This window comes from Castellaniella sp. UC4447_H14, assembly GCF_052978285.1.
The window spans coordinates 3,161,611-3,186,573 of sequence record NZ_CM129666.1 but is presented as its reverse complement, the minus strand read 5'-3'; the positions used below and the strand labels follow the sequence as shown (position 1 = coordinate 3,186,573).

The 24,963-nt window shown below is 64.6% G+C and carries 24 protein-coding genes and 3 tRNA genes; 22 read left to right on the top strand and 5 right to left on the bottom strand.

The window, feature by feature from the left end; all coding sequences use genetic code 11:
- Positions 1-86 precede the first annotated feature (86 nt).
- The 10 genes from queA (at position 87) to lnt (ending at position 11,344) form a co-directional block, all read left to right on the top strand.
- Positions 87-1,133: a tRNA preQ1(34) S-adenosylmethionine ribosyltransferase-isomerase QueA gene (queA, locus tag ACVCMJ_RS15310; protein WP_447082612.1), complete on the top strand. Its 1,047-nt coding sequence runs from the start codon at positions 87-89 to the stop codon at positions 1,131-1,133.
- Complete coding sequence (gene tgt / locus ACVCMJ_RS15305; RefSeq protein WP_447082254.1) at positions 1,130-2,266, top strand: tRNA guanosine(34) transglycosylase Tgt; 1,137 nt, start codon at positions 1,130-1,132, stop codon at positions 2,264-2,266. Before queA ends, tgt begins: the two co-directional genes overlap by 4 nt.
- A 79-nt stretch (positions 2,267-2,345) precedes the next feature.
- A complete protein-coding gene (gene yajC, locus ACVCMJ_RS15300) occupies positions 2,346-2,690 on the top strand; it encodes a preprotein translocase subunit YajC (protein WP_447082253.1) in 345 nt (114 codons plus the stop codon).
- 54 nt (positions 2,691-2,744) lie between these two features.
- The gene (gene secD, locus ACVCMJ_RS15295) at positions 2,745-4,622 is read left to right on the top strand and encodes a protein translocase subunit SecD (RefSeq protein WP_447082252.1); all 1,878 of its coding nucleotides are present in this window, start codon (positions 2,745-2,747) and stop codon (positions 4,620-4,622) included.
- Positions 4,623-4,634: 12 nt separating this feature from the next.
- Positions 4,635-5,570, top strand: coding sequence for a protein translocase subunit SecF (gene secF / locus ACVCMJ_RS15290; protein WP_447082251.1), 936 nt, complete (start codon positions 4,635-4,637; stop codon positions 5,568-5,570).
- Positions 5,571-5,797: 227 nt separating this feature from the next.
- Positions 5,798-7,270 (top strand): tRNA (N6-isopentenyl adenosine(37)-C2)-methylthiotransferase MiaB, encoded by a 1,473-nt coding sequence (gene miaB / locus ACVCMJ_RS15285; RefSeq protein WP_447082250.1) that lies wholly within the window; start codon positions 5,798-5,800, stop codon positions 7,268-7,270.
- Positions 7,267-8,301 (top strand): PhoH family protein, encoded by a 1,035-nt coding sequence (locus ACVCMJ_RS15280; protein WP_447082249.1) that lies wholly within the window; start codon positions 7,267-7,269, stop codon positions 8,299-8,301. Before miaB ends, ACVCMJ_RS15280 begins: the two co-directional genes overlap by 4 nt.
- Positions 8,291-8,776, top strand: a complete 486-nt coding sequence (gene ybeY / locus ACVCMJ_RS15275) for an rRNA maturation RNase YbeY (protein ID WP_447082248.1) — start codon at positions 8,291-8,293, stop codon at positions 8,774-8,776. Before ACVCMJ_RS15280 ends, ybeY begins: the two co-directional genes overlap by 11 nt.
- A gap of 59 nt (positions 8,777-8,835) precedes the next feature.
- Positions 8,836-9,726 carry an HlyC/CorC family transporter gene (locus tag ACVCMJ_RS15270; RefSeq protein WP_447082247.1) on the top strand — a complete coding sequence of 297 codons (891 nt, stop codon included), beginning with the start codon at positions 8,836-8,838 and terminating at the stop codon, positions 9,724-9,726.
- Positions 9,716-11,344: an apolipoprotein N-acyltransferase gene (gene lnt / locus ACVCMJ_RS15265; protein WP_447082246.1), complete on the top strand. Its 1,629-nt coding sequence runs from the start codon at positions 9,716-9,718 to the stop codon at positions 11,342-11,344. The genes ACVCMJ_RS15270 and lnt overlap by 11 nt, the downstream gene beginning before the upstream one ends.
- On the opposite strand, the gene ACVCMJ_RS15260 is transcribed toward lnt, so the two are convergent.
- The 4 genes from ACVCMJ_RS15260 to ACVCMJ_RS15245 form a co-directional block, all read right to left on the bottom strand.
- Entirely contained in the window at positions 11,332-14,217 is a 2,886-nt protein-coding gene (locus ACVCMJ_RS15260; RefSeq protein ID WP_447082245.1) for an EAL domain-containing protein, read from the bottom strand. The genes lnt and ACVCMJ_RS15260 overlap by 13 nt on opposite strands.
- A gap of 215 nt (positions 14,218-14,432) precedes the next feature.
- Positions 14,433-14,509, bottom strand: a tRNA-Asp gene (locus ACVCMJ_RS15255).
- A 19-nt stretch (positions 14,510-14,528) separates the two neighbouring features.
- Positions 14,529-14,604 (bottom strand) — tRNA-Glu (locus ACVCMJ_RS15250).
- A 22-nt stretch (positions 14,605-14,626) separates the two neighbouring features.
- Positions 14,627-14,702 (bottom strand) — tRNA-Ala (locus ACVCMJ_RS15245).
- Between the two features lie 220 nt (positions 14,703-14,922).
- Here ACVCMJ_RS15245 and ACVCMJ_RS15240 point away from each other — a divergent pair.
- From ACVCMJ_RS15240 to ACVCMJ_RS15205, 8 genes are all read left to right on the top strand, one after another.
- Complete coding sequence (locus ACVCMJ_RS15240) at positions 14,923-15,381, top strand: curli production assembly/transport protein CsgE (protein ID WP_447082244.1); 459 nt, start codon at positions 14,923-14,925, stop codon at positions 15,379-15,381.
- Positions 15,382-15,762: a curli assembly protein CsgF gene (locus ACVCMJ_RS15235; RefSeq protein ID WP_447082243.1), complete on the top strand. Its 381-nt coding sequence runs from the start codon at positions 15,382-15,384 to the stop codon at positions 15,760-15,762.
- An 80-nt stretch (positions 15,763-15,842) separates the two neighbouring features.
- Positions 15,843-16,811 carry a CsgG/HfaB family protein gene (locus ACVCMJ_RS15230; protein ID WP_447082242.1) on the top strand — a complete coding sequence of 323 codons (969 nt, stop codon included), beginning with the start codon at positions 15,843-15,845 and terminating at the stop codon, positions 16,809-16,811.
- A 356-nt stretch (positions 16,812-17,167) separates the two neighbouring features.
- Positions 17,168-17,866, top strand: a complete 699-nt coding sequence (locus ACVCMJ_RS15225; RefSeq protein WP_447082241.1) for a hypothetical protein — start codon at positions 17,168-17,170, stop codon at positions 17,864-17,866.
- A 105-nt stretch (positions 17,867-17,971) separates the two neighbouring features.
- Complete coding sequence (locus tag ACVCMJ_RS15220; protein ID WP_447082240.1) at positions 17,972-18,514, top strand: hypothetical protein; 543 nt, start codon at positions 17,972-17,974, stop codon at positions 18,512-18,514.
- Between the two features lie 26 nt (positions 18,515-18,540).
- Positions 18,541-18,852, top strand: a complete 312-nt coding sequence (gene csgH / locus ACVCMJ_RS15215; protein ID WP_447082239.1) for a curli-like amyloid fiber formation chaperone CsgH — start codon at positions 18,541-18,543, stop codon at positions 18,850-18,852.
- A 108-nt stretch (positions 18,853-18,960) separates the two neighbouring features.
- Positions 18,961-19,893 carry a LuxR C-terminal-related transcriptional regulator gene (locus ACVCMJ_RS15210; protein WP_447082238.1) on the top strand — a complete coding sequence of 311 codons (933 nt, stop codon included), beginning with the start codon at positions 18,961-18,963 and terminating at the stop codon, positions 19,891-19,893.
- Between the two features lie 257 nt (positions 19,894-20,150).
- Positions 20,151-21,059, top strand: coding sequence for an EamA/RhaT family transporter (locus ACVCMJ_RS15205; protein WP_447082237.1), 909 nt, complete (start codon positions 20,151-20,153; stop codon positions 21,057-21,059).
- On the opposite strand, the gene ACVCMJ_RS15200 is transcribed toward ACVCMJ_RS15205, so the two are convergent.
- Entirely contained in the window at positions 21,042-22,349 is a 1,308-nt protein-coding gene (locus tag ACVCMJ_RS15200; RefSeq protein WP_447082236.1) for an MFS transporter, read from the bottom strand. The genes ACVCMJ_RS15205 and ACVCMJ_RS15200 overlap by 18 nt on opposite strands.
- A 75-nt stretch (positions 22,350-22,424) precedes the next feature.
- On the opposite strand from ACVCMJ_RS15200, the gene moaC reads away from it, so the two are divergent.
- Genes moaC through ACVCMJ_RS15180 form a run of 4 tightly spaced genes read left to right on the top strand, consistent with a single transcriptional unit; the run spans position 22,425 to position 24,859 of the window.
- The gene (gene moaC, locus ACVCMJ_RS15195; protein ID WP_447082235.1) at positions 22,425-22,922 is read left to right on the top strand and encodes a cyclic pyranopterin monophosphate synthase MoaC; all 498 of its coding nucleotides are present in this window, start codon (positions 22,425-22,427) and stop codon (positions 22,920-22,922) included.
- Complete coding sequence (locus ACVCMJ_RS15190) at positions 22,900-23,154, top strand: MoaD/ThiS family protein (RefSeq protein ID WP_447082234.1); 255 nt, start codon at positions 22,900-22,902, stop codon at positions 23,152-23,154. The genes moaC and ACVCMJ_RS15190 overlap by 23 nt, the downstream gene beginning before the upstream one ends.
- Positions 23,155-23,158: 4 nt before the next feature.
- The gene (locus ACVCMJ_RS15185) at positions 23,159-23,644 is read left to right on the top strand and encodes a molybdenum cofactor biosynthesis protein MoaE (protein ID WP_447082233.1); all 486 of its coding nucleotides are present in this window, start codon (positions 23,159-23,161) and stop codon (positions 23,642-23,644) included.
- Positions 23,645-23,653: 9 nt separating this feature from the next.
- The gene (locus ACVCMJ_RS15180) at positions 23,654-24,859 is read left to right on the top strand and encodes a molybdopterin molybdotransferase MoeA (protein WP_447082232.1); all 1,206 of its coding nucleotides are present in this window, start codon (positions 23,654-23,656) and stop codon (positions 24,857-24,859) included.
- Positions 24,860-24,963: the final 104 nt, after the last annotated feature.

Genomic DNA, 24,963 nt, shown 5'->3' with positions numbered 1-24,963 from the left:
GAAGCCCCCGCCGGCCGCAGCGCTAAAATGGCCCGTTCCAAACCGTCATCGGCCCTCCGGCCTCTGAATTTCTCGTGATCCCCTCCATGGACATCGCGCAGTTCGACTATGAACTGCCTCCCGACCTCATTGCCCAACACCCCGCTGAACGGCGCGACGCCAGCCGCCTGCTGCATCTGGACGCCGCCGGCGAACAGCACGACTTGCGCTTCACGGATCTGCCGGGGCTGCTGCGCCCCGGCGACCTGCTGGTATTCAACAATACGCGCGTCATCAAGGCACGCCTGCGCGGCCACAAGGACAGCGGCGGCCAGGTCGAGGTTCTGGTCGAACGCATCCTGACCCCCACCCGCGCCCTGGTTCACCTGCGCTCCAGCAAATCTCCCCGCGCCGGTACCCGGCTGCTCCTGGCGGACGGCGCCATTCAGGCCGAGGTGCAGGGCCGGCAGGGCGAGCTGTTCGACCTCGTTTTCCCGTCATCGCTCCTGGACTTGCTGGAGCAATACGGCGACGTGCCGCTGCCGCCCTACATTACCCATGCCCCCGCGCCCGAGGACGAAGCCCGCTACCAGACCGTCTACGCCGAAAAGCCGGGCGCCGTGGCGGCGCCCACAGCCGGGCTGCACTTCGACCAGGCCATGCTGGACCGGCTGAAGGATCAAGGCATCCGCGAGGCCTTCGTCACGCTGCACGTGGGAGCCGGCACCTTCCAGCCCGTGCGGGTGAGCAACATCAGCGAGCATGTCATGCACTCGGAACGCTATGTCGTTCCCGAGTCGGTGTTCACGCACATCCGCGAGACCCGGGCCCACGGAGGCCGGGTGATCGCGGTGGGCACCACCAGCGTGCGTTCGCTGGAGGCGGCCGCCCAGGAGGGCGACGGTGTCCATACCTGCGAAGGAGACACACGTCTCTTCATTACTCCGGGCTACAGGTTCCGGAACGTGGATGCCCTCATCACCAACTTCCACCTGCCGCAGTCGACGCTCCTGATGCTGGTTTCGGCCCTGGCGGGGATGGAACCGATCCGCCGGGCCTATGAGCACGCCGTACAATCGCGCTACCGCTTTTTCAGTTACGGCGACGCGATGTTCATCGAGGCCGCCCAGTCTTCCCCCACTCCAGCCCCATGACCGGACTGCACTTCGAACTGCTGCACACCGACGGCGCCGCACGGCGGGGTCGCCTGGCGTTGAATCACGGCACGATCCAGACGCCGATCTTCATGCCCGTGGGAACCTACGGCAGTGTGAAGGCCATGCTGCCGGAGGAACTGGAATCCATCGGTGCACAGATCGTGCTGGGCAACACCTTCCACCTTTGGCTGCGCCCCGGCACGGAAGTGCTGGACGCCCACGGCGGACTGCATGGCTTCATGCAATGGCCGCGGCCGATCCTGACGGATTCGGGCGGATTCCAGGTGTTCAGCCTGAACGGCATGCGCAAGATCACGGAGGAAGGCGTGAAATTCGCCTCTCCCATCGACGGCTCGCGGCTGTTTCTCTCGCCCGAGGAGTCCATGCGCATCCAGCGCAGCCTGAATTCCGATATCGTCATGGTGCTGGACGAATGCACGCCCTACCAGATCGGAGGGAGGCCGGCCACGCACGAAGAAGCGGCAACCTCCATGCGCATGTCGCTGCGCTGGGCGCGCCGTTCGCGCACTGCCTTCCAGGCGCTGCAGAACCCCAACGCGCTGTTCGGCATCATCCAGGGCGGCATGTACGAGGACCTGCGCGACGAGTCGCTGGCCGGCCTGACCGACATCGGCTTCGAAGGCTACGCCATCGGCGGCCTTTCCGTAGGCGAGCCCAAGGAGCACATGATGCGCATGCTGGCCCACGTCACGCCGCGCATGCCTTCCCAGGCGCCGCGCTACCTGATGGGTGTGGGGACGCCCGAAGACCTGGTCGAGGGCGTGCGCATGGGAGTGGACATGTTCGACTGCGTGATGCCCACTCGCAACGCCCGCAATGGGTGGCTGTTCACCCGCCACGGAGACGTCAAGATCCGCAACGCGCGCTACCGCGACGACACCCGGCCGCTGGATCCCGATTGTGCCTGCCACACCTGCCGGCATTTTTCCCGCGCCTACCTGCACCACCTGCAACGCGTTGGCGAGATCACCGGCGCGCGGCTGAATACCCTGCACAACCTGCACTTCTACCTCAATCTGATGACGGAGATGCGCACTGCCATCGAGAATGACCGCTTCGACGCGTGGCGGGCGCAGTTCCAGGCGGATCGCGCCGGTGGCATCGATTGACGCGCAGTCACCAATATCTCGCTACAATCAAAAGTTAACTTTCCTCCCATTTCACGACTGATTTTCTTCAGGAGCCTTCATGTCCCTGCTTGACACCCTGACCCTGATGCCAGCCCAGGCCGCTGGCGGCGAACCGAATGCGTTGATGAGCATGCTGCCCATCATCCTGATGTTCGTCATCCTGTACTTCCTGATGATCCGCCCCCAGATGAAGCGGCAGAAGGACCACAAGAAGATGGTGGAAGCCCTGGCCAAGGGCGACGAGGTCATCCTGTCCGGCGGGATCCTCGGCAAGATCAGCAAGGTCGGCGACAACTACGTGACCCTGGAGATCGGCCAGGCCGGCGACAAGCCCATCGAAACCGTGGTGCAGCGCAGCGCGGTGACCTCAGTGCTCCCCAAGGGCACCATCAAGTCGCTCTGATCCGGCGCGGGCGCCTGCTGGCGCCGCATCCCTATTGTCCGTCCCTGGTCGACCATGAATCGCTATCCTCTCTGGAAATACCTCATCGTCCTGGCCGCCGTGCTGATTGGCGCGCTGTACGCGCTGCCCAATCTGTTCGGCGAATCACCCGCCGTCCAAGTCGCGGGCGCCAAGGCAACCGTGAAGGTCGATCAGGACACGCTGGTGCACGCCGAGCAGATCCTCAAGCAGGCCGACATCCCTTCCACGGCCAGCTCGCTCGAGATGAACGGCCCGGTGGGCACGCTGCGATTCCGCTTCGACTCCACCGACACGCAGCTCAAGGCCAAGGACGAGCTGGAAAAGGCTTTGAATGCCGACCCGAAGAATCCGAACTACACGGTCGCGCTCAATCTCATGTCGGCCTCGCCGAACTGGCTGACCGCGCTGGGTGCCAACCCGATGTATCTCGGCCTGGACCTGCGCGGCGGGGTGCACTTCCTGCTCCAGGTCGACATGAAGGGGGCCCTGACGGGCCGGTATGATTCGATGTCGGGCGAGGCGCGCTCGGCCCTGCGCGACGCCAAGATCAAATTCGACGACGTCGAGCGCAACCAGATGTCGGTTCGAGCCACTTTCGCGACCGAAGAGGCCCGCGACGCCGCTTCCAACGCACTGCGCCGGGCCATTCCGGAACTGGTCTTTTCGCCGGCCCGCGCCGGCGATCAGTGGCTGCTGGACGGCAAGCTCAGCGATACGGCCACCACGCAGGTGGAATCCAACGCGCTGAAACAGAACATCCAGACGCTGCACAACCGGATCAACGAACTGGGTGTGGCCGAACCCGTGATCCAGCAACAGGGTGCGGACCGCATCGTGGTCGAGCTGCCGGGCGTGCAGGACATCGCCAAGGCCAAGGAGATCCTGGGCCGCACGGCGACCCTGGAAATCCACATGGTGGATGACTCGCCCAGCGCCATGGCCGCATTGAGCCAGGGCAAGGTGCCGTTCGGCCTGGTGCAATACAAAGACACCGACGGCCGGCCGCTGCTGCTGCGCCGCCAGGTGATCCTGACGGGCGAAAACCTGCAGGATGCTCAGCCGGGCCGGGACCAGCAGACCCAGGAACCCACTGTCAACCTGACGCTGGACTCCAAGGGCGCACGGATCTTCCGCGACGTCACGCGCGACAACATCGGCAAGCGCATGGCCATCGTGTTGATCGAGAACGGCAAGGGCCAGGTCGTGACCGCGCCTGTCATCCGTTCCGAAATCCCCGGTGGGCACGTGCAGATCTCGGGCGCCATGACGGCCCAGGAATCGGCCGACGTCTCGCTGCTGCTGCGGGCCGGCGCGCTCGCGGCCCCCATGCGCATCATCGAGGAACGCACCATCGGCCCGAGCCTGGGCGCCGCCAACATCCGCCAGGGTTTCGATTCCACGCTGTATGGTTTCACGGCCATCGCGATCTTCATCATTCTCTACTATCACCTGTTCGGGCTGTTCTCCACGCTGGGCCTGTCCTTCAACGTGCTGCTGGTGGTCGCCATCCTGTCCATGCTGCAGGCCACGTTGACCCTGCCTGGCATCGCAGCCATGGCGCTGACGCTGGGCATGGCGATCGACGCCAACGTGCTGATCAACGAGCGCATACGAGAAGAATTACGCGAGGGCTATTCGCCCCAGCAGGCGATCCACCTGGGGTTCGAGCGGGCGTGGACGACGATTTTCGACTCCAACCTGACCAGCCTGATCGTCGGCGTCGCGCTGCTGGCCTTCGGGACGGGCCCTGTCCGGGGCTTCGCCGTGGTTCACGTCATCGGCCTGCTGACCTCGATGTTCACGTCGGTCGTGGGGGTGCGGGCGCTCGCCAATCTGTACTACGGACGCAAGCGCAAGCTCAAGGCGATTTCCATCGGTACGGTGTGGCACCCCAACAAGCAGCAGAATTGAGCAGGACGCATCATGGAATTTTTCCGCATCCACAAGACCATCCCGTTCATGCGCCCGGCACTGGCGCTGAACATCATCAGCCTGATCACGTTCCTCCTGGCCGTTTTCTTCATCGCCACGCGCGGTTTTCACCTGTCGATCGAATTCACCGGCGGCACGGTGATGGAAATGCACTATGAGCAGTCCGCGCCGGTCGACGACATCCGCTCCGCCGTGGACGCATTGGGCTACAGGGACTTTCAGGTCCAGAACTTCGGCACCTCCAAGGACGTCATGATTCGCCTGCCCGTGCGGGCGGGCGAGGACACGGCCGCGCAAAGCCAGACGGTCCTGAAGGAACTGCAAAAGGCGCACCCCGAGGTGCGGCTGCAGCGGGTGGAATTCGTGGGCCCGCAGGTGGGACAGGAGCTGCTGCACAACGCACTGAAGGCGCTGGCGTTCTGCGTGATCGGCATTCTGCTCTATCTGGCGGTGCGATTCGAATGGAAGCTCGCGGCGTCCTGCGCTATCGCCAACCTGCACGACGTGGTGATCATCCTGGGGTTCTTTTCGTTCTTCCAGTGGGAGTTTTCACTCTCGGTGCTGGCGGGGGTGCTGGCCGTACTGGGGTATTCGGTGAACGAGTCCGTGGTGGTGATGGACCGGATCCGGGAAAATTTCCGCAAGCAGCGCAAGGCGCCGGTGCGTGACATCATCGACGCGGCGATCACGCAGAACATTTCGCGGACGATCATCACGCACGGTTCGACGCAGATGATGGTGCTGTCGATGTTCTTCTTCGGCGGTCCGACGCTGCACAACTTTTCGCTCGCGCTGACGATCGGGATCTGGTTCGGGATCTATTCGTCGGTGTTCGTGGCGGCCGCTCTGTCGATGTGGATGGGGATCAAGCGGGAAGACTTGGTGAAGCACGTGAAGAAGGACGGGCCGGAAGTCGAGCTCGGCTGATCGGCTTCTTTCGCGGGATCGGTTCGCCTTTCTTGTGAAAGGCGGGAGGGGGTGCGAGGGGGAAGTGCGCCCTACCCGGCGGTCCTCCCGCCACCTCGCGTCTCAAGAACTCGAAACCTGGTCCCTCGGCCCAAAATACAGTCACCCCACCGAACCCAGTACAATAGCCAGTTCTCATAGAACCCACACACCGCCCCCGGGATATAAACCCGTCCTGGCGACCCGCCATGCAAGAAACCACCGCGCGCCGCCCCGGCGTCATCCACCACGCGCCCGTTGCCGCCGCCCTCACCCCTGAAGCCGAAATCACGGCCATCGCCCGCGCCCTGCAGCCCACCGAACCCGGTGAACACAAAAAGCTCTTCATCCGCACCTTCGGCTGCCAGATGAACGAGTACGACTCGGAAAAGATGGCCGACATCCTACAGGCCGCCCAAGGCGTCGAACTCGCCCGGACCCCGGAAGAGGCCGACATCATCCTCTTCAACACCTGTTCCGTGCGCGAAAAAGCCCAGGAAAAAGTCTTCTCGGACCTGGGGCGGGTGCAACACCTGAAAGACAGCAATCCCGACCTCGTCATCGGCGTGGGCGGATGCGTGGCGAGCCAGGAAGGCGAAGCCATCGTGCGGCGCGCGCCCTACGTGGACGTCGTGTTTGGCCCCCAAACCCTCCACCGGCTGCCGGAACTCATCGACCGCCGTCGCCAGACCGGCCAGTCGCAGATCGACGTCTCGTTTCCGGCCATCGAAAAGTTCGATGCGCTGCCTCCGGCCCATGTCAACGGCCCCACAGCCTTCGTCTCCATCATGGAAGGCTGCAGCAAATATTGCAGCTTCTGTGTGGTGCCCTACACCCGCGGCCCCGAAGTCTCCAGGCCCTTCGACGACGTCCTGACCGAGGTCGCCGATCTGGCGGACCGTGGCGTGCGCGAGGTCACGCTGCTGGGGCAGAACGTCAATGCCTATCGCGGCGCCGCCGGCGATTCCGGTGAAGTCGCAGACTTCGCCATGCTGCTGGACTACGTCCACGACATCCCCGGCATCGAGCGTATCCGCTACACCACCTCGCACCCCAAGGAAATGACGGACCGCCTCATTGAAGCCCACGGCCGCCTGCCCAAGCTCGTCCCGTTCCTGCACCTGCCGGTCCAGGCCGGCAGCGATCGCGTGCTCGGTGCGATGAAGCGGGGCTACACGGTGCTGGAATACAAATCCATCATTCGCCGGCTGCGCGCCACCCGTCCCGACATGACGTTTTCGTCAGACTTCATCGTCGGCTTCCCGGTCGAAACCGAGGTGGACTTCCAGAAGACGCTGGATCTGGTACGAGACGTGGGTTTCGATCAGTCCTTTTCGTTCGTCTATTCGCCGCGACCCGGCACGCCGGCCGCCATGCTGGTCGATTACACGCCGCAGGAAGTGAAGCTGGACCGGCTGCACCGGCTGCAATCCCTGATCAATGAGCAGGCTGGCGCCATCAGCCAGTCCATGGTCGGCAGCGTACAGCGGCTGCTGGTCGAAGGCCCGTCGAAAAAGGATCCGCACGACATGAAAGGCCGCACCGAAAACAATCGCATCGTGAATTTCGCGGGCGAGCCGCGCCTGATCGGACACATGGTGGACGTGCGCATCACGGCCGCGCTGACCAACACGCTGCGCGGCGAAGTCCTGACGCGCGACACCACGCGGATCCCGGCATGAGCGCTGATTCCACGGGCAAGCCGCGCACCGCCGCCGCGCGCCAGCGGCCGATCAGCCTGCAACTGGCCGGCAGCAACATGCAGCTCGCCAACCTGTGCGGACCGCTGGACGAGAACCTGCGGCAGATTGCGCAGGCCTATGGCACCACCATCAGCCGCCGGGGTAGCCGGCTCAGCATTCGCGGCGCGCAGGCCCGCCGCACGGCCGACGCGCTGCGCTGGTTTCACGAGCGGGCCGCTGGCACGCCCCTGTCGCTTGAGACTCTGCAGCTCGGCCTGGTGGAGCTGGAGGCGAAACCCGAGGCAACGGTGCAAGGGCGGCCCGACCTGCCGGACCTGCCGGACCTGCCGCCAGTGGACGATGCCACTCTGCGCCTGCACACGAACAAGACTGACCTGCGGCCGCGCACGCCACGCCAGCGCGACTACCTGAATGCCATCCTGAAGCACGACGTGACCTTTGGCGTGGGGCCGGCCGGCACGGGCAAGACATGGCTTGCCGTCGCCTGCGCCATCGACGCGCTGGAGCGCGAAACGGTCTCGCGCCTGGTGCTCACACGCCCGGCCGTCGAAGCCGGCGAGCGTCTGGGCTTCCTGCCCGGCGACCTCGTCCAGAAGGTGGATCCCTACCTGCGGCCGCTGTACGACGCCCTGTATGACCTGTTCGGCTTCGAGCGCACGCAGCGCCTGTTCGAAAAGCAGACCATCGAGATCGCCCCTCTGGCCTACATGCGCGGGCGCACGCTCAACCAGGCATTCATCATCCTGGACGAGGCGCAGAACACCACGCCCGAGCAGATGAAGATGTTCCTGACGCGTATCGGCTTCGGCAGCAAGGCCGTCATCAATGGGGATCCCTCCCAGGTGGATCTTCCCAAGAATCAGCAAAGCGGCCTGCTGCATGCACTCGATGTGCTGGACGGGGTACCGGGCATTGCCCAGACCCGCTTCACCAGCCGCGACGTGGTCCGCCACCCGCTGGTGGCCCGCATCGTGGATGCCTACGAACAGGCGGGCGATCATGTATCCTGATTTTTCGCTGTCCATACAGTATGCCGTTCCGGCCGCCGAACTGCCGCGCTGGCGGCTGCGCCGCTGGGTCGGCCACGCGCTGGAGCAGGCGCTGGCGGCACCGGATCCGCGCGCCGGCCAGCCCGTCGCCCTGACGCTGCGCATCGTCGATACGGACGAAGGCCGGGCGCTGAATGCCGGCTACCGGCAGCGCGACTACGCCACGAACGTCCTGACGTTCGAATATGGGGCGGCCCCGGACGGCAGTCTCAGCGGCGACATCGTCCTGTGTCTGCCCGTTCTGGTTCGCGAAGCGGCCGAACAACACAAGCCGCTCCTGCATCATGCGGCCCACCTGGTCACCCACGGCGTCCTGCACGCTCTGGGGTGGGACCATATCGAGGCCGACGAGGCCGAACACATGGAAGCGCTGGAGACCCGCATCCTCGCGGCGCAGCACATCCCCGATCCTTACCGGCCCGGCCCGCAGCCCTGAAGCCGATTCTCCGACGTTATCGGTTATGCTAAGAAACCTAGTTACTCGTCCTTCGGACAATGCCAGAATCACATTCCGACCCTGAGCCTCGACCTGAACCGTCGGCGCCCAAATCCCTGCTTTCCCGTCTGAAATCCCTTCTGCGGCCCGACCCGCCTACGGGTCGCGCGGAGATCCGGGCAGTGCTCGAGGCCGCACACGACCATTCCATTCTTGACGGCGAATCCTACGCCATGATCTCCGGCGCCCTGACGGTGGCGGACAAGACCGTGGCCGACATCATGGTTTCACGCTCGCGCATGGACATGCTGGACATCTCGCGGCCGCTGGCCGAACTCATGCCCGAGATCATGGATACCGGTCACTCGCGCTTCCCGGTCTATGAAGGCGACCGCGACAACGTCGTCGGCGTCCTGCTGACCAAGGACCTGCTGCTGGCCCTTTCGGACCACGCCCTGGATATCCGCGCCCTGATCCGCCCTGCGGTCTTCATCCCTGAATCCAAGCGCCTCAATGAGCTGCTGCACGACTTCCGCATGAGCCGCAACCACTTGGCCATCGTCGTCGACGAACACGGCGGCATCAGCGGGCTGGCGACCATGGAGGACGTGCTGGAACAGATCGTGGGCGACATCGAGGACGAATTCGACGACACCGACGAGAAGACCATCTTCCGCACCGGTGAAAATAGCTGGCGGGCCATGGGCACGACCGAAATCGAAAACTTCAACGAGACTTTCGGCGTGCATCTCCCGGACCAGGACTGCGACACCCTGAACGGCTGGCTCGCCGCCGAAATCGGCCATATTCCGCGCCGTGGCGAGCGCCTCGAATCCCAGGGCCTGGCCTTCACCGTGGTCGGCGCCGACGGGAAACGGGCACGCTGGCTGCATGTCCAGCGCCTGAACTCGACCTCTTCCGCCCCCACTGCGCAACACGATGCCGCCTGACCGCCGCACGGGCTGGCGCCAGGGGCTGTCGATCGTGCTGGCCGGCGGCGTCCAGGCGCTGTGCTTCGCGCCCGGGCCGCTGCCGGCCTGGAGCCTGCCGTTTGTCCAGATCGGTTCGCTGGCGGTGTTGGCCGCCTGCACCTGGAGCGCGGAGCGCATCCGCGAAGCGGCGCTGAACGGCTGGCTGTTCGGCCTCGTCCAGTTCGCCATCGGCGTGTACTGGTTCACCATCAGCATGCACACCTTCGGCGGGCTGGCGTTACCGCTCGCGGTGGCGGCGCTGGTGATGTTCGCCGCCACCATGGGCCTTTACTCCGCCTCGGCCTGCGCCTTGAGTGCCTGGCTATGTGCCGCCTGGCGATCGCCGCGCCAGCAGGCCCCGAGGCAGATCCTGAACGCCGTGGTCTGGGCCTCGTCGTGGACGCTTTTCGAGTGGCTGCGTGGCACGCTGTTCACGGGCTTTACCTGGCTGGACGCCGGCTACGCCCACGCCGAGGGCATGTTCGCCGCCTGGGCGCCGGTGGTCGGCGTCTATGGCCTGACCTGGCTGGCGGCGTTCTCCGCAGCCGCCGTCGCGCTCATGGCCCGGGCGAAGGACTGCGCTCCCTACGACCGCAGCGCAGCCGCGGTGGTCGCCGTGGCGCTGGGCTGCGGGCTGGCCGGCATCGCGGGGCAGCATATCCAGTGGGTCCAGCCGCTCGGGTCGCCGCTGATGGTACGCCTGATCCAGCCCGCTACCCCCCAATCGGAAAAATTCGACCCCCGGCTGTTCGAAACCGCCATCGACCAAAGCCTGCGCCTGGCCGACCTGCCGGTGAAGGGCGAGTCCACGGCTCCGTCCCTGATCGTCTTTCCCGAAACCGTGATGCCGATCTTCCAGGACGAGATCCCGGCCGCGATCTGGTCACGCTGGCAGGCGCTGGCGCAACGCCAGCAGGCTACGCTGCTGATGGGAATCCCGTTGCACCAGCGCACGGCGGACGGGGACCGTTACACGAACGGCGCAATCGCACTCCCGCCGGACGACACGTCGTTTCCGCGGACTCCCGCGCCCTGGCATTACGACAAGCACCATCTGGTCCCCTTCGGCGAATTCATTCCTCCCGGATTCCGCTGGTTCGTGGATGCCCTCCAGATTCCGCTGGGCGACTTCAATCGAGGCCCGCTGATCCAGCCGCCTCTGCGATTGTCCGGACAGTCCATCGCCGTCGACATCTGTTACGAGGATGCCTTCGGCGAACAGATCGCCGCGCAGGTCGCGCCGCCCCCGGATGGCGCGGGTGCCAGCATCCTGGTGAACATCAGCAACCTGGCCTGGTTCGGGAACTCGTGGGCCTTGCGCCAGCATCTGTGGATGGCCCGCATGCGTGCCCTGGAAACTGCGCGGCCGCTCGTGGCAGCCACCAACACCGGCATGACAGTGGCGCTGGACCCCTACGGCCAGGTGCGCGGCTCGCTGGATCCCGGCATCCCCGGGGTGCTGGATGTGGAAGTCCTGGGAACCCAGGGGCTGACGCCCTATGTGCGCTGGCGCAATGCCCCCGTGCTTGCCTGGCTGGGGCTGTGGCTGATTGTCGGATTCTGGCGCAAGGCCGGCCGCCGCCGTCAGGGACGCTGAGTCGAGTCCCGCAAACGCTGCTCCAACGTCTCGGGGTCCAGCGGTTCGTCCAACCAATAGCCCTGGCCCGCATCGCACCCCGCCCCCAACAGGAATTCGTACTGCTCACGGGTGGCGATGCCTTCCGCCACGACCGACAGCCCGAGCCGATGGGCCAGTGTGATGATGGATTCACAGACCACGGGCGCATGATCGCTGGCCAGGAGCTGCTCGGTCGCCTCGCGTTCGAGTTTGAGCGTCTCGAACGGCTGTTGCGGCATGGCGAGCAGCGACGACATCCCCAGCGACACGGCTCCGACGCTGAAGCGCATGCCGGCCGCGCTCATGCGCTGGAGGCGGGAGCGGATCTCCGCGTCCATGTTCAGGAATAGATGCTCGCTGCATTCCAGCGAGAGGCAATCGGGCGGCAAGCCGTGGGAGTTCAAAAGATCGAGGACCGCCTGCAGATCAATCTTGTCCTCCGCCAGTTGCCCGGGCGACACGTTCATCGTCAGGCGCAGCTGCGGGGACAGCACGCGCCAGTCGGCGAGCTGGCGCGCGGCCTGCGCGAACACCCAGTCACTGAGCGGCCGGATCAGATGGCGCTCCTCGGCGTAGGGAATGAAATCCAGCGGGCTGATGATGCCGAACTCGGGATGGCGCCAGCGCAGCAGGATCTCGGCGCGCACGAGGCGCCGGGTGTCGAAGGAATAGATGGGCTGGTACAGCAGGAAGAACTGCCCCGCCGCGATGGCCTGCGGCAGCGAGTACAGCAGATCGCGCCGCATGCGCACCCGCTCGCGCATGCTCACATCAAAGTAATGGTAGCCATTGCGGCCTGATTCCTTGGCCACGTACATCGCCATGTCCACATGGCGCAACAGCATCTCGGCGCTCCCGGCATCGAGCGGATACAGCGCCACGCCCAGGCTGGCCGACACGTGCAGCGCCTTGCCCGCGAGGGCATAGGGCTGGGTGATGCGCGCGAGGATATCCTCGCACAAGGCGTCGATGCGGGCCCGATCGGGCGCGTTGCCGACGATCACCACGAACTCGTCGCCCCCCAGCCTGGCGACGAAACACGTGTCCACGGACGCGGCGGCCCGCAGTCGCTGCGCGACTTCGACCAACAACTGGTCCCCCACGGCATGTCCCATGGAGTCGTTGACTTCCTTGAAGAGGTCCAGGTCGAGGAACAGCAACGCCAGCGGATGGTGCGTGCGGTCGGAGGCCTCGACCGCGGCCTGCAGGCGCTGGTTGAAATACTGACGATTGGGCAGGCCGGTCAGGGGATCGTGATGGGCCTGATTCCAGATCTGCGCCTCCACGTGCTTTTTCTGCGTCACGTCGCTGAGCATTGCCACGCGGCAATTGATGGATCCATCGTGATTCCACGCGGTATCCATGACGACGCGCTCGGCGTACTCCTCGCCGGACTTCCGATGGCCCCAGTATTCGCCTTCCCAGCGTCCCTTGGTGTTGATGGCGTGCCACATCTCGTCGTAGAAGTCGCGGTTGTGGCGACCCGGGCGGAGCAGCGGAAGCATCTCGCCCGCCACTTCGTCCGCCCAGTACCCGGTCATGCGCGAATAGGCGGGGTTGACGTCGATGACCACACCGCTTGCATCCGTGATCGCGATGGCTTCGCTGCTGTTCTCGTAGGCAATCGCCGCGAGCTGGGCCGAGGACTCCGCCTGCTTGCGCTCGGTCACGTCCTGTACCAGGCCGATGATGGACACCTTGCCGTCGACCGCGATGGCCGTTCCGAACACTTCGATGTCGATGACCGTGCCGTCCTTGCGGCGGCCCTGGCGCTCGAAACGCAGCGTCCCGTCCTGCCGGGACTGGCTCGCCTTGATCGCCTCCGCCACGAGATAACGTTCCCGGGGCACGATGATGCTCAGCAGCGGCATCGGCTCGGTCATCTCGGAAGCCTCATACCCGAAGATCTCGGCCATCTTTTGGCTGACGAAGCTGAAGCGCTCGCCCTCGACCAGGAAGATCCCCACCAGCGAGTTCAGCGTCAGGCCCCGGAAAATGATCCCGGAGCGTTCGAGCCCGGCCTGTTCCTCGCGGATCTTGTCCGTCAGACCGCGCAGCTGCACCGAACCCGCGTTGAAGGCCCGCGCGACCATGCCGAGTTCGCTGGCGCCCTGTACGCGCACCTGAGCGTCGTAGTCACCCGCGAGCCAGCCTGCACTCGCGTGGCGCAGCTCGCGCAACGGCAGCACCAGGCTGCGCTGCAGCCACAGAAAGAGCAACAGCATCAGCACCAGATCGGCGGCCGCGAGGCCCAGCCCCAGGTTGGCCGCGCGTTCCTTGGTATCCAGCAGTTGCGGCACCAGCACGTCCGAGCAGGCGTTCAGAGTGTCGAGCAGATTCTTGGCGTCGTCGGCGATCCACTGGCGCTGGAGGACCCGCGGCGCCCCCGTCGGGTCATCGGCGCTGCTGTCCTGCGCATAAGAGCCGAGAATCACCGCCTGCAGGCGGCCTCGCATGATTTTCCAGTTGCGACGGATCTGGGGCAGAAAGTCCCGGGCCTGCGGCTGCGAGATCGGCGGGACCTCGCGCCCCGCCACGACTCCACCCTGATCAAGGGCCTGCAGACCGTTTTCCAGGGCGTCAATGTCCTGGCTGAGCCTGGCCGTCTGAATGTAGGAACCATCGGACAGCCGCATGGCCTGGACGGCCAGGCGCTGGCTGAGCGTCCGGATATCGTCGAGCGTCGTGATCTGGCGGATGGAACCCTCGTACCCCGACATCAGCGAATACACGGCAACCGCATTGCCCAGTACGAAGACCAGCATCGCCAGGAAAAACACGGCAGACATGACTCCCAGCCCGAACGCGTCGCGCAATGCAGGCCAGGACGCCCGCAACGATTGTGAGTTCATGCAGCGCCTGTCAGTGGTAACAGCAGCGCACCCCGTGCTTCACGCCAAGCACAATGCGCCCAAACCTATATTAGCGGACCACCCCGATATTCCACCCGGACAACAACCGGAATTCACGGGCGGAGATCGGGCTTTTGAAAACGCCGTGAAATGCGGTCCGGAAATGAAAAAGCCCTGCAATCAATTGACTGGCAAGGCTTTTCGGATGTGCAATATGGCGGAGCGGACGGGGCTCGAACCCGCGACCCCCGGCGTGACAGGCCGGTATTCTAACCAACTGAACTACCGCTCCGCAGCGGCCCAGGTATCCCTGGCGTCCCCTAGGGGATTCGAACCCCTGTACTCACCGTGAAAGGGTGATGTCCTAGGCCTCTAGACGAAGGGGACCGGACATTCAATGACAGAAGTTTGGTGGAGGTAAGCGGGATCGAACCGCTGACCTCTTGCATGCCATGCAAGCGCTCTCCCAGCTGAGCTATACCCCCAAAGCTTCTCCATCACTGAAGAAGCGAAATTATGCATGAATTTTTTTGGGCACGCAAGTTGAGGCGATCCCCCTTTTGCCCCATATGGCGAGGCTCGACGCGGACCTACATTAAATGCCCACAGACGCAAGAAATTGTCACGCCCATGAAACCACTATGTATCACTCGCCCCGCTGCCTTCGCCGGGGCCATTGCCCCCGGATGCCAGGGGGCCCGTGACATGCTGCGCACATCGATTTCCCGCGGACTGATCCTGCTGGCGCTTGGCTGCCCTACCGTGATGGCGCAACCTCCCGAACAGCTCCCTCCACCGCCTCCGGGCAAGGGCCTGGACCAGGGCAACATCAACCAGGAGCCGCTGGGCGGGATCGTGATCAACCGCACCATCACCGTACTGGGGTGGGACTTCTACAGCGGCTTCTCGTCGATCTGGCAGTCCCTGCACCCGAACTCGCCATACACGCTCACTGTGGTGGAGCGGCCAACGGCGGAATTCGGCAGCGAAATCTGGATTGATTACCGCAGCATTCGCATCTACCACACGTTTTTGTCTCCGGCACGCTCCGGAGTAAAGGAGGCCAGCAAACAGGCGGTCAACATCGCCTACGAGAACGTCCAGAAAATTGAACAGGCCCGCAAAGAGTTCAAGAGCAACGATCTTGGGCCAGAGGAAATGTAAATGAAAACCTTCAAATTCCCACGCATCCCCCGTCATCCCGGGACACTGGCTGCCGTGGCGGCCGTTCTGTGCCTGGCGGCGGGATCAGCCAGCGCCAGTCAGCTTGTCTACACCCCGGTCGATCCCTCATTCGGCGGCAACCCGCTCAACGGTTCGTTCCTGATGAGCATCGCCAGCCAAGGCGCGCAGGCAAACGCGCCCAACCCGCTGGACGGTCTGGCCGGGCTGGACCTGACGACCCTGGGCACCAGCCTGGACAGCCTGGACAAGGATATCAACAAGCTGAACGGCAACATCTGCAGCCAGGCGGGTTCGAACTGCCCCACGACCGGAGCCAGTACCAATAGTCTCCTGAATGGCAACGATCCGGCCATCAATTGATTCGCACAAGAACTGGTTCCCCCAAGCGCCGGGTGACCCCGGGCCGAAGGGCCCTCCAACGCACCCAAAGAGCCGACTCCATGAACGCAAGCCCACTTTTCTTTCGCTACCCAGCCCTGCGCACTTCGCGACTTTGCCTGACGGCATTGGCGGCGCTGATGCTGTCAGCCTGCGCCGTCCCGCATCCGCCCTCGGACGTCTCCGACCGGGCCACACTCACCCCCATTACCCCGTCTGCACTGGACCTGAGGCAATTGCCGGCTCCCCGCCACAAGATCGTGGCCGCCGTCTACGGTTTTCGTGACGAGACGGGTCAGTACAAACCGTCGCCCGACAGTGCGTTCTCCACCGCCGTCACTCAGGGGGCTGCCTCCATGCTGATGGAAGCCCTGAAAGAATCAGGCTGGTATGTACCCGTGGAACGCGAAGGGCTGCAGTCGCTGCTCACCGAACGGCGTGTCCTGCGGGCCGTGGATGAGTCCGAGGCCAAGGCCGGCGAGCAGGTCCAGCCCGTTCCGAATCTCATGCCCGCCTCTGTCATCCTGGATGGCGGCATCGTGGCCTACGACAGCAACGTGCGAACCGGAGGAGTCGGCGCGAAATTCCTCGGGATCGGCCTCTCGACCAAATACAGCGTGGACCAGGTCACGGTCATCCTGCGAGCGATCGACGTGAACACCGGGCGCGTCCTGAACAGCGTCTCGACGAGCAAAACCGTCTATTCGTATGAAGTCCATCCCAGCTACTTCCGGTTCGTGAACTTCTACGACCTGCTGGAGGCCGAAGCGGGCTACACGCACAATGAGCCGGCGCAGCTCTGCGTCAAGGAGGCCATAGACGCCGCCGTGGCCCATCTCACCGTAGAGGGCATCAAGGACGGCGTGTGGCCGCTGCGCAACCCGGCAGACATGGGTTCGCCCATGATCAAGCATTATCTGGAGACGCAGAACGACTACACGCGGACCACGCCCGTCAAACTGAGCAATGCCGCTCCGTCGCCCGCCGCGGACTCCGGCCCCAACTGGAAGGTCGCCTCCAACGAGCGGTAGCGTTCCGATCCATACCGCGGCACTCCACCTCCATCGCCCCTGCTCCAGCAGGGGCGACGTCTTTCCGGCCGTTTCAGCTTACCTTCAGCTACACATCACCTCCAGCGACATCACGCCTTCGGCCAGACCGAACATCCGGAGCGGCACCGCCCCCGCTCGTCCTTGCGTACTAGTACGCGCGGCCCGTCGGGCCTTGGTCCAACGAACGTTCTAATGCTTCCGTCTCATTTTGCCAGCGGCCAGCGAGTCCTAAAGTACACATCCGGTGGCGTCTTCCGCCGCACCGACACATCCGGAACCAAGGCCGCCGGATTTCGTAATTCCCTCTACGGTCTTGAGGTTATAGGACAGGCAAAATGAAAATCAAGCTCTGCGTCATCGCTTCCACTCTCGCCCTGGCGTTCGCCGGGACTTCCGCGTTTGCGGGCGGCACGGCAAACACGTTCCAGCTTGGTCAGGACAACGACGCCCGCATCAATCAGACGCTGCAGGGCGCCAGCAATTTCGACGCCGACATCGCGCAATTCGGCGACACCAACAGTGCGAGGGTCGTTCAGACCGGCGCCGGGACGGACACGGCAAGGTCCACGCAATTCGGCGACAGCAACAGCAGCAATATCCGGCAAACCGGCACGGGCCATGAAACCGCCAACGTGATCCAGGGCGGCCACGACAACGACAGCACTGTCTTCCAGAATTCGTCGGGCCACGTCTCGGCCACCGCCTTGCAATTCGGCCATGACAACGACAGCAGCATCCGGCAGACCGGCTGGGGCACCGCCAGCGCAACCGCCGTCCAGTTCGGTCATGACAATGACAGCACCATCCGCCAGAACACGATGGGCGGCAACAACAACACCGCCTTCGCGCTGCAGGTCGGCTATGACAACGACAGCATGATCACGCAAAACACCTCCGCGAACCAGGCTCACGCGTCGGCGCTGCAATTCGGACATGACAACACCAGCCGCATTACCCAGACCAGCGCATACACCATGAATGCGACCGCCTTCCAGGTCGGTTCTGGCAACAACAGCGTCATCACGCAACACTAAGCTCAATGCCCGTCACCCGCGCGGTCGCCTCGACAGCGCGGGTGACGGACACCGGCACGGGAGATGGAAACCATCTCCCGTGCCACTCGCAGCACGGGGAGCATCATGAAGAATCCGACACATCCCGCGACGTTCAGCCGTCTCTTTCAGCGACAGAGCCTGATGCCCATTGCAACGGCACTGCTGTTGTCCGCAAGCCCGCTGTCCGCCTATTGCGCCGACCCGGATCTGGCAATGCCTGAATTGCAGGGCAATACCGATTCCGCCGTGGTGCTTCAAGTGGGCCATCAAAACGTCGCACACATTACGCAGAGCGGGAGCACCAAGGCTGCACAAATTGCCCAGGTAGGCGCCGGCAACAGCGCCAGCATCACGCAGCTCGGGATGGCGGACCAGGCCGCCACCGCGCAATACGGCGCCGGCAACAGCTCCACGATTCATCAGACGGGCAACAACGACCAGGCCGCCACCGCGCAGTATGGGCTGGGTAATCAGTCGTACGTCGGACAGACCGCCAGCAATGTCAGTGCCCAGGTGAACGAACTCGGGCTTGGCAACAAGACGATCCTGCTGCAGACGCACCCGGGCGCCACGCCGGTGACCCTGAACGTCGCCGGCATCGGCAAGACCATGCTCTACATTCAGTGAGCGGCGCCTGAACGGATGGAACTGCCATGCTGGCCGCCAACGTCAACCTCCAGGTCTGGCTGGACACCGTGCCGGACACCCACCCAGCGGTGGTGATTCCCTACGTCCGCAGTCCGAGGGACGGCCGAGTTGAATATCAGATGAAGGTCATCAAACACGGGCCGGGCGGCGCCTCCAACATCGGCCAGAGCGGCGAGGTTCAGGCAGCGGCCAACCACCCCACTGCCCTGTCGAAATTCTCTCTCAACGTCGGCGTACAGGACCAATGCCGGATCGAAATCACCGTCGCGATCACCGGCGCTCCGGGCGGCACCTACCGCTTCGACTGCCCTCGTTGACAATAAACATTAATTGTTACTCAATTAACGTTTAGTTAGGACTTTGTACACAGACTGCGGTCTAGAATATTTTCCTGTTTGATCACTATTTGAGTGATTGGGAACAACGTGACCGCCATCATTGTCGTGGAGCCCAACGCGCTGCTCCGGCTGGGTATCCTGCAGCTGTTCCAGAAACTCGCGTCGGAAATTTCCTGCGACGGAGTCGACTACACGCGGCTCTTCGGCCACAGCGAGGCGGCATCCCCACCCGTCGACCTGATGCTGTTGTCGGCGCCCGAAACCTACGAGCAGACGGCCGAGCTCATCCAGGCCGCCCAAAAGGCCTACAACCCCACCCGCATCCTGCTCCTCTGCGAGCCTTCCCACCCCACGTTCACGCTCCAGAGCCTGTCACCCAAACTGGCAGGATATGTCTCCAAACGCGCGCCCACCGCCATGCTGACGGCCGCCATCAATCTGGTATTGGCGGGCGGCACCTGTTTTCCAAACCCGGACTCCCATCCTCAGCGGCCGGCAGGCGCTTCCGCAGAGGCCACCCCCCATTTGCGGCGCCGCTGGTACGAGCGGGCGCAGCCGCTCCCGCACCCGGACACGTCGCCTATTCGAACGGGGGGGGCAGCGCCCCCCGTTCATCCGCCGATTGCCATCCACCCGCAGTTGCTCGCCCCGGCGGAGCCGTCCATTCAGCCCCGTCCGCGCCTGACGAGCCCCCTCCGGCAGCCGTCGGCCGGCACTCCAGAGGACCGCGCCCTTCCCCGCGATCTGATCAACTCCGAATCGCGGATGCTCAATCTGACCTCGCGCCAATATGAAGTGCTGGCCTTGCTGGCACGCGGCTACCCGATCAAGACGGTCAGCCGCGAATTGCATATCTCGATTTCAACGGCGAAGACCCACGCCGATACGCTCTATCAGCGGCTGTCGGTTCACAACAGCCTGGCTGCCGTCTACGAGGCTCTGACCCGAGGCGCCACCCTGGGCCTGAGCCAGAATCCGCTGGCGCAGCTTGGTACCCCCCAGACACAGCCTCGTCTGTAACAGTGAGCCGCGTCTCCTGGCGGGTTCCCCTGGCCCCACCGGGCGGAAGATCGAGACACCCAAACGATTTATTACAATTCCATCGCGACCTTCAGTACGCTGGGCTCGGAAACGTCCCGGTCCACGATGAATCCGCAATGTGTGTCATTGCACGCGACGAGCACTCTGCTCACAACCGTTTGATGGAAGCCCGGCTTGCCCGACCGGACTGCACAGGCCTACCATCCGTGGCTGATTCGGACTAGCCGGAGCCGTCCTTGCATACGCTCGCCATCAGCATCGCATTCAGCGTTTCAGTCTCGATTTTCCTGAAACTGGCGCGGCGCTTCCGCATCCAGGTGGATCAAGCCATCGCCGTGAACTACCTCGTAGCTGCCTTCCTGTGCCTCTGGCTGTTCCATCCGCCGCTGGCTGCGCTCCGGTCCATGACGGTCCCGGTGTGGGTCATTCTCGGATTGCTGGGCGTGCTGATGCCTGCCGTTTTTCTCATCATGGCCGCAGCCGTGCGCCAGGCCGGCATCGTGCTGAGCGATACAGCCCAGCGCCTCTCTCTGATTCTGCCGATTCTGGCGGCCTTCCTGCTGTTTCACGAGGTACTGTCCGGCCGCAAGGCGCTGGGCATTGCCCTGGCGCTGGCTGCGCTGGGATGCCTCATCGCCGGGCCCCGGAAGCATGCCCCGGAGATCCGTTCAAGACCCGGCGCTCGCCAGGCACCCGCCGCCACGCCGGAGGCCGCGGCGCCGGGGCGCCTGGCGTGGGTCACGCTGCTGGGCGTCTGGGTGGGGTACGGTGCCATTGATATCCTGTTCAAGCAGATGGCACGGCTGGGAGCGGGCTTCACCAGCAGTCTGTTGCTGGTCTTCATCCTGGCGGCCGTGCTGATATTCTGCTGGCTCGCCTTCTTCAGGCGCACCGCCTGGGACGCCCGCAGCCTGGGATCGGGCCTGCTGCTGGGCGCCATGAATTTCGGCAATATCTACTTTTACATCCGCGCCCACCAGACCTTCCCGGACAATCCGACCCTGGTATTCGCCGCCATGAACATTGGCGTGATCTCGATTGGCACGCTGGTGGGCGCAGGCGCGTTCCGCGAGCGGATCAGCTGGCTGCAGGCTGCCGGCATCGCGCTCGCGCTGATGGCCATCCTGTCACTCTTTCCCCTCTAAGGCCGCCTCGGTGGGTGGCTCCTCCGGGGCCACGGGATCGTGGGAGACGTCGCGCTCGACGTCCACGCGGGGGTCCAGCACGGCCATCACATGTGAATTCTGCAACGTATCGGCCATGGGCACGAACTGGGTCGGCGCATCGTCGCTCAGGTGCGCCCCCGTGACGCGCTGCTCGCGCACGAACGCCACCAGCACGGCGGAGCAGACGGAAATGAACACGAAATACAGGCTGCCGCCCCAGCCCCGCATCAGCGCCCCGGCCAGCAGGGGCCCGATACAGGCTCCCACGCCATACACCATGTAGAGCAGCGCACTCAGGCCGACCCGCCGTTCGGGTGCGACATTGTCGTTGGCAAAAGCGGCTCCCATGGGATAGAGCGTGAACTGGACAATGCCCTGCACGGCCGCAAACAGGATCAGTATGGGGTATGGGAAATGCAGCCACCCCCACAGCGGCACCCCGAGCAGACACAGCAGCAGCGCTCCAAGCCGGATCAGGCGCACGCGGCTGACGCGGTCGGCGAGCCATCCTATCGGCCATTGGCACACCAGGCCCGCCGCGATGGAGACAGCGATAAAGATACCCACCTGCCGATTGTCCATGCCCTGGTGCAAGCCATACACCGGCGCCAGACCGTAGAAGGCGCCATTGAGCATGCCGGCCACGAACAGCACCGTCAGCGAAAGCGGCACGCGCGAGACGTAATAGCGCCACGCCAGCGGTGCCGGGATCTGCAAGGCCGGATGCACACGACGCGTGAGCGCAATAGGCATGAGGCTGAGCACGCTGCAGATGGCCACGAACACCAGCGGCCCATCATCGAGCGCGGGAAAGAGTCCCAGGACCAGCTGTCCCAGCACGGTGCCCAATCCCGTCGCCACCATATAGAGCGCGAAAACCATCCCGCGCGAGGCATTCTCTGTCTGCTCGTTGAGCCAGCTTTCGATCGCGACGAACAGGCTCACCATCGCCATGCCCGCAACGAACCGAAGTCCGAGCCAGACCCAGAGGTCGTCGAGCAGGATCATGACCAGCACGGTCACGGTGACCGCCGCGGCACAGGCGGCGTAGGTGCGGATATGCCCAACCTGGATGATCAGGCGGTGCGCATAGCGCGCGCCCAGCACCAGCCCCAGATAATATGAGGCAATCATGGCGCCCACCCAGACTTCGGACACCGAAAGTTCGGTCAGCCGCAAGCCGAGGTACGTATTGAAGAGCCCCGAGCTCAGCAATAGAATCAGCGTCGCCAGATACAGGGAAAAGAATGCGCCGATCGTCTTGGCCATGGAAGGTCTCTGCAAAGGGCGCAAAGGGCGTGGATCGCACTGCGTCAAGGCACCGATTTTGTATATCATAGAACGATGAGCGAATCTGACATTTCACCGGTCCTGACCCATCTGGACGCCCAAGGCCGGGTGCGCATGGTGGATGTGGGGCACAAGACCGCCACCGAACGCACAGCCATCGCGGAAAGCGAAGTGCACCTGAGCCCACACGCCTGGAAGCTGCTGTCGGCGCAGGCCAACGCCAAGGGCGAGGTGCTGAACACAGCCCGCATCGCGGGGATCCTGGCGGCCAAACGCTGCGCCGAGCTGATCCCGCTGTGCCACAGCCTGCCGCTTTCCTTCGTGGGGGTCGACTTTGCGGCGGACGAGTCGCGCCACGTGCTCGCCATTCGCAGCACCTGTCACACGCATCACCAGACCGGGGTGGAAATGGAAGCCATGACGGCGTGCACGGTTGCCGCGCTCACCGTCTACGACATGTGCAAGGCCGCCGACAAGGGCATCGTGATCGATCGAGTCCGACTCATCTACAAATCCGGGGGTAAAAGCGGTGAATGGCAGCGCGACCATTGAAGTCCTGTACTTCGCACGCATCGCCGAGCAGACCGGCACGCGCGCAGAAACCCAGGCGCTGACGGCCCCCATCGAGGCCGGCGCCTGGTTGACCGCGCTTGTGCGGCGATACCCGGGCCTGGAGCCCATCGACCGGCTCAAGATCGCCATCAACCAGGAATACGCCGGCCGCGCCGCCCTGATCCACCCGGGCGACGAGGTCGCCCTGTTCGAACCGGTGACCGGAGGCTGACGCCATGGTCATCGTCCAGACGGAGCGCTTCGATGTCGCCGCCCTGACGGAGCGGCTGCAGGCTGCATGCGTGGGCCGGGCCGGCGCCTATGTGCACTTCATCGGCACGGTGCGCGACTTCAGTCCGGATTCGGGCTCGCGCAGCCTCTTCCTGGAACACTACCCGGGCATGTGCGAACGCGAAATCCAGTCCCTGTGCGCGCAGGCCGCGCAGCGCTGGGACATCCTGGACACACTGGTCGTCCACCGCGTGGGCGAGCTGCCGCTGGGCGATCCCATCGTGTTCGTCGGCGTGGCGAGCATGCACCGCAGCCAGGCCTTCCGCGCCTGCGAATTCCTGATCGACGCGCTGAAGACGCGCGCTCCGTTCTGGAAACGCGAAACCCTGGCGGACGGGCGCACATTCTGGGTCCAGCAGCAACTCGCGGACGCCCGGAAGGCCGCCGCCTGGGACGAACCCGCAGCGCCCCACTCCTCTCACACTGGTTGACTGCATCCCATGCTTGATTTCGATACTGCGCAGGCGCGGCTGGCCGAGCGCGCGATCCCGCCTTCGGCGGAAGATTCCGTCCCCTTGGACGCGCTCCAACACCGCATACTCGCCACAGACATCGTGGCCGGACTGGATCTGCCGCCGGCCGACAACAGCGCCATGGACGGCTATGCGGTGCGCAGCGCCGACGTGACCCGCGCCGGCACGGTGCTGCCCATCCAACAGCGCTGCTTTGCGGGGCAGGCACCCGAACCGCTGCGCGCCGGCCATGCGATCCGGCTGTTCACAGGCAGCATCATGCCCGAGGGCGCGGACGCGGTGCTCATGCAGGAAGACTGCGTCGAGGCCGACAACCGGGTCACCCTGGGGCGTGTTCCGCGGCCCGGAGCCTACGTCCGCGCCAAGGGCGAAGACATGGCATGCGGCCAGACCGTGCTTCGGCGGGGCACCCTGCTGGAAGCCCCGCAAATCGCCGTGCTGGCAGCCCAGGGGTTCGCCCGGGCCCCGGTCTTTCCGGGCCTCTCGGTGGGCATTCTGACCACCGGCGACGAATTGATGCGGCCCGGCGAACCGCTGCGCCCGGCGGCCGTCTACGACTCCAATGGGCCCATGTTGGCCAGCCTCTGTCGGGAACTCGGTACAGCGCCCCCCACGGTCCGCCACGTCCACGACGATGCCGCAGCGATCGAACAGGCCCTGGCCGAACTGGCCGGCACCTGCGATCTGGTGCTCAGCGTCGGGGGCGCCTCCGTCGGCGAAAAGGATCTGGTCAAGCCCGCGATCGAAGCGCTGGGCGGCACACTGGACCTGTGGCGCGTACGCATGAAACCGGGCAAGCCCGTGGCCCTGGCCGAGCTGCACGGCCGGCCGCTGGTCTGCCTGCCGGGCAACCCGGTGTCGTCGTTCGTGGTGTTCGCACTGCTGGTAAGCCCGCTGATCCGGGGACAGCAGGGGCGGCACACCGTATTCCCACCCGTGCGGCGTGGGGTTCTGACCGACGATCGCGCACGAGGCGGGGACCGCGAGGAATTCCTGAGGATACAGGCCGATCTGACGGGCCCGACCACACGGCTCACGCCCTGCCATCAGCAAAGCTCCGGGGCCATCAGCAGCCTGAATGGAGCCACCGGACTGGCCCGGATCCCGGCCGGGACGCAAACCCCGCCGGGGGCGGAGGTCGCCTGGTACGCGCTGGCCGACTGGCTGCGCTGATCCGAAGCGGGAATCGCCGCACTGGCCTGCCGCCGGTCCAGCGGGTGCCGCACAGGCGACACCCGCCGCAGAACGGCACTCGATGACGCAGCACGCGCCGCCGG

Bases quoted from the DNA above. Each gene is read 5' to 3' on its own strand.
- queA (WP_447082612.1), top strand. From the start codon at position 87: ATGGACATCGCGCAGTTCGACTATGAACTGCCTCCCGACCTCATTGCC.
- tgt (WP_447082254.1), top strand. From the start codon at position 1,130: ATGACCGGACTGCACTTCGAACTGCTGCACACCGACGGCGCCGCACGG.
- yajC (WP_447082253.1), top strand. From the start codon at position 2,346: ATGTCCCTGCTTGACACCCTGACCCTGATGCCAGCCCAGGCCGCTGGC.
- secD (WP_447082252.1), top strand. From the start codon at position 2,745: ATGAATCGCTATCCTCTCTGGAAATACCTCATCGTCCTGGCCGCCGTG.
- secF (WP_447082251.1), top strand. From the start codon at position 4,635: ATGGAATTTTTCCGCATCCACAAGACCATCCCGTTCATGCGCCCGGCA.
- miaB (WP_447082250.1), top strand. From the start codon at position 5,798: ATGCAAGAAACCACCGCGCGCCGCCCCGGCGTCATCCACCACGCGCCC.
- ACVCMJ_RS15280 (WP_447082249.1), top strand. From the start codon at position 7,267: ATGAGCGCTGATTCCACGGGCAAGCCGCGCACCGCCGCCGCGCGCCAG.
- ybeY (WP_447082248.1), top strand. From the start codon at position 8,291: ATGTATCCTGATTTTTCGCTGTCCATACAGTATGCCGTTCCGGCCGCC.
- ACVCMJ_RS15270 (WP_447082247.1), top strand. From the start codon at position 8,836: ATGCCAGAATCACATTCCGACCCTGAGCCTCGACCTGAACCGTCGGCG.
- lnt (WP_447082246.1), top strand. From the start codon at position 9,716: ATGCCGCCTGACCGCCGCACGGGCTGGCGCCAGGGGCTGTCGATCGTG.
- ACVCMJ_RS15260 (WP_447082245.1), bottom strand. From the start codon at position 14,217: ATGAACTCACAATCGTTGCGGGCGTCCTGGCCTGCATTGCGCGACGCG.
- ACVCMJ_RS15240 (WP_447082244.1), top strand. From the start codon at position 14,923: ATGCTGCGCACATCGATTTCCCGCGGACTGATCCTGCTGGCGCTTGGC.
- ACVCMJ_RS15235 (WP_447082243.1), top strand. From the start codon at position 15,382: ATGAAAACCTTCAAATTCCCACGCATCCCCCGTCATCCCGGGACACTG.
- ACVCMJ_RS15230 (WP_447082242.1), top strand. From the start codon at position 15,843: ATGAACGCAAGCCCACTTTTCTTTCGCTACCCAGCCCTGCGCACTTCG.
- ACVCMJ_RS15225 (WP_447082241.1), top strand. From the start codon at position 17,168: ATGAAAATCAAGCTCTGCGTCATCGCTTCCACTCTCGCCCTGGCGTTC.
- ACVCMJ_RS15220 (WP_447082240.1), top strand. From the start codon at position 17,972: ATGAAGAATCCGACACATCCCGCGACGTTCAGCCGTCTCTTTCAGCGA.
- csgH (WP_447082239.1), top strand. From the start codon at position 18,541: ATGCTGGCCGCCAACGTCAACCTCCAGGTCTGGCTGGACACCGTGCCG.
- ACVCMJ_RS15200 (WP_447082236.1), bottom strand. From the start codon at position 22,349: ATGGCCAAGACGATCGGCGCATTCTTTTCCCTGTATCTGGCGACGCTG.
- moaC (WP_447082235.1), top strand. From the start codon at position 22,425: ATGAGCGAATCTGACATTTCACCGGTCCTGACCCATCTGGACGCCCAA.
- ACVCMJ_RS15185 (WP_447082233.1), top strand. From the start codon at position 23,159: ATGGTCATCGTCCAGACGGAGCGCTTCGATGTCGCCGCCCTGACGGAG.
- ACVCMJ_RS15180 (WP_447082232.1), top strand. From the start codon at position 23,654: ATGCTTGATTTCGATACTGCGCAGGCGCGGCTGGCCGAGCGCGCGATC.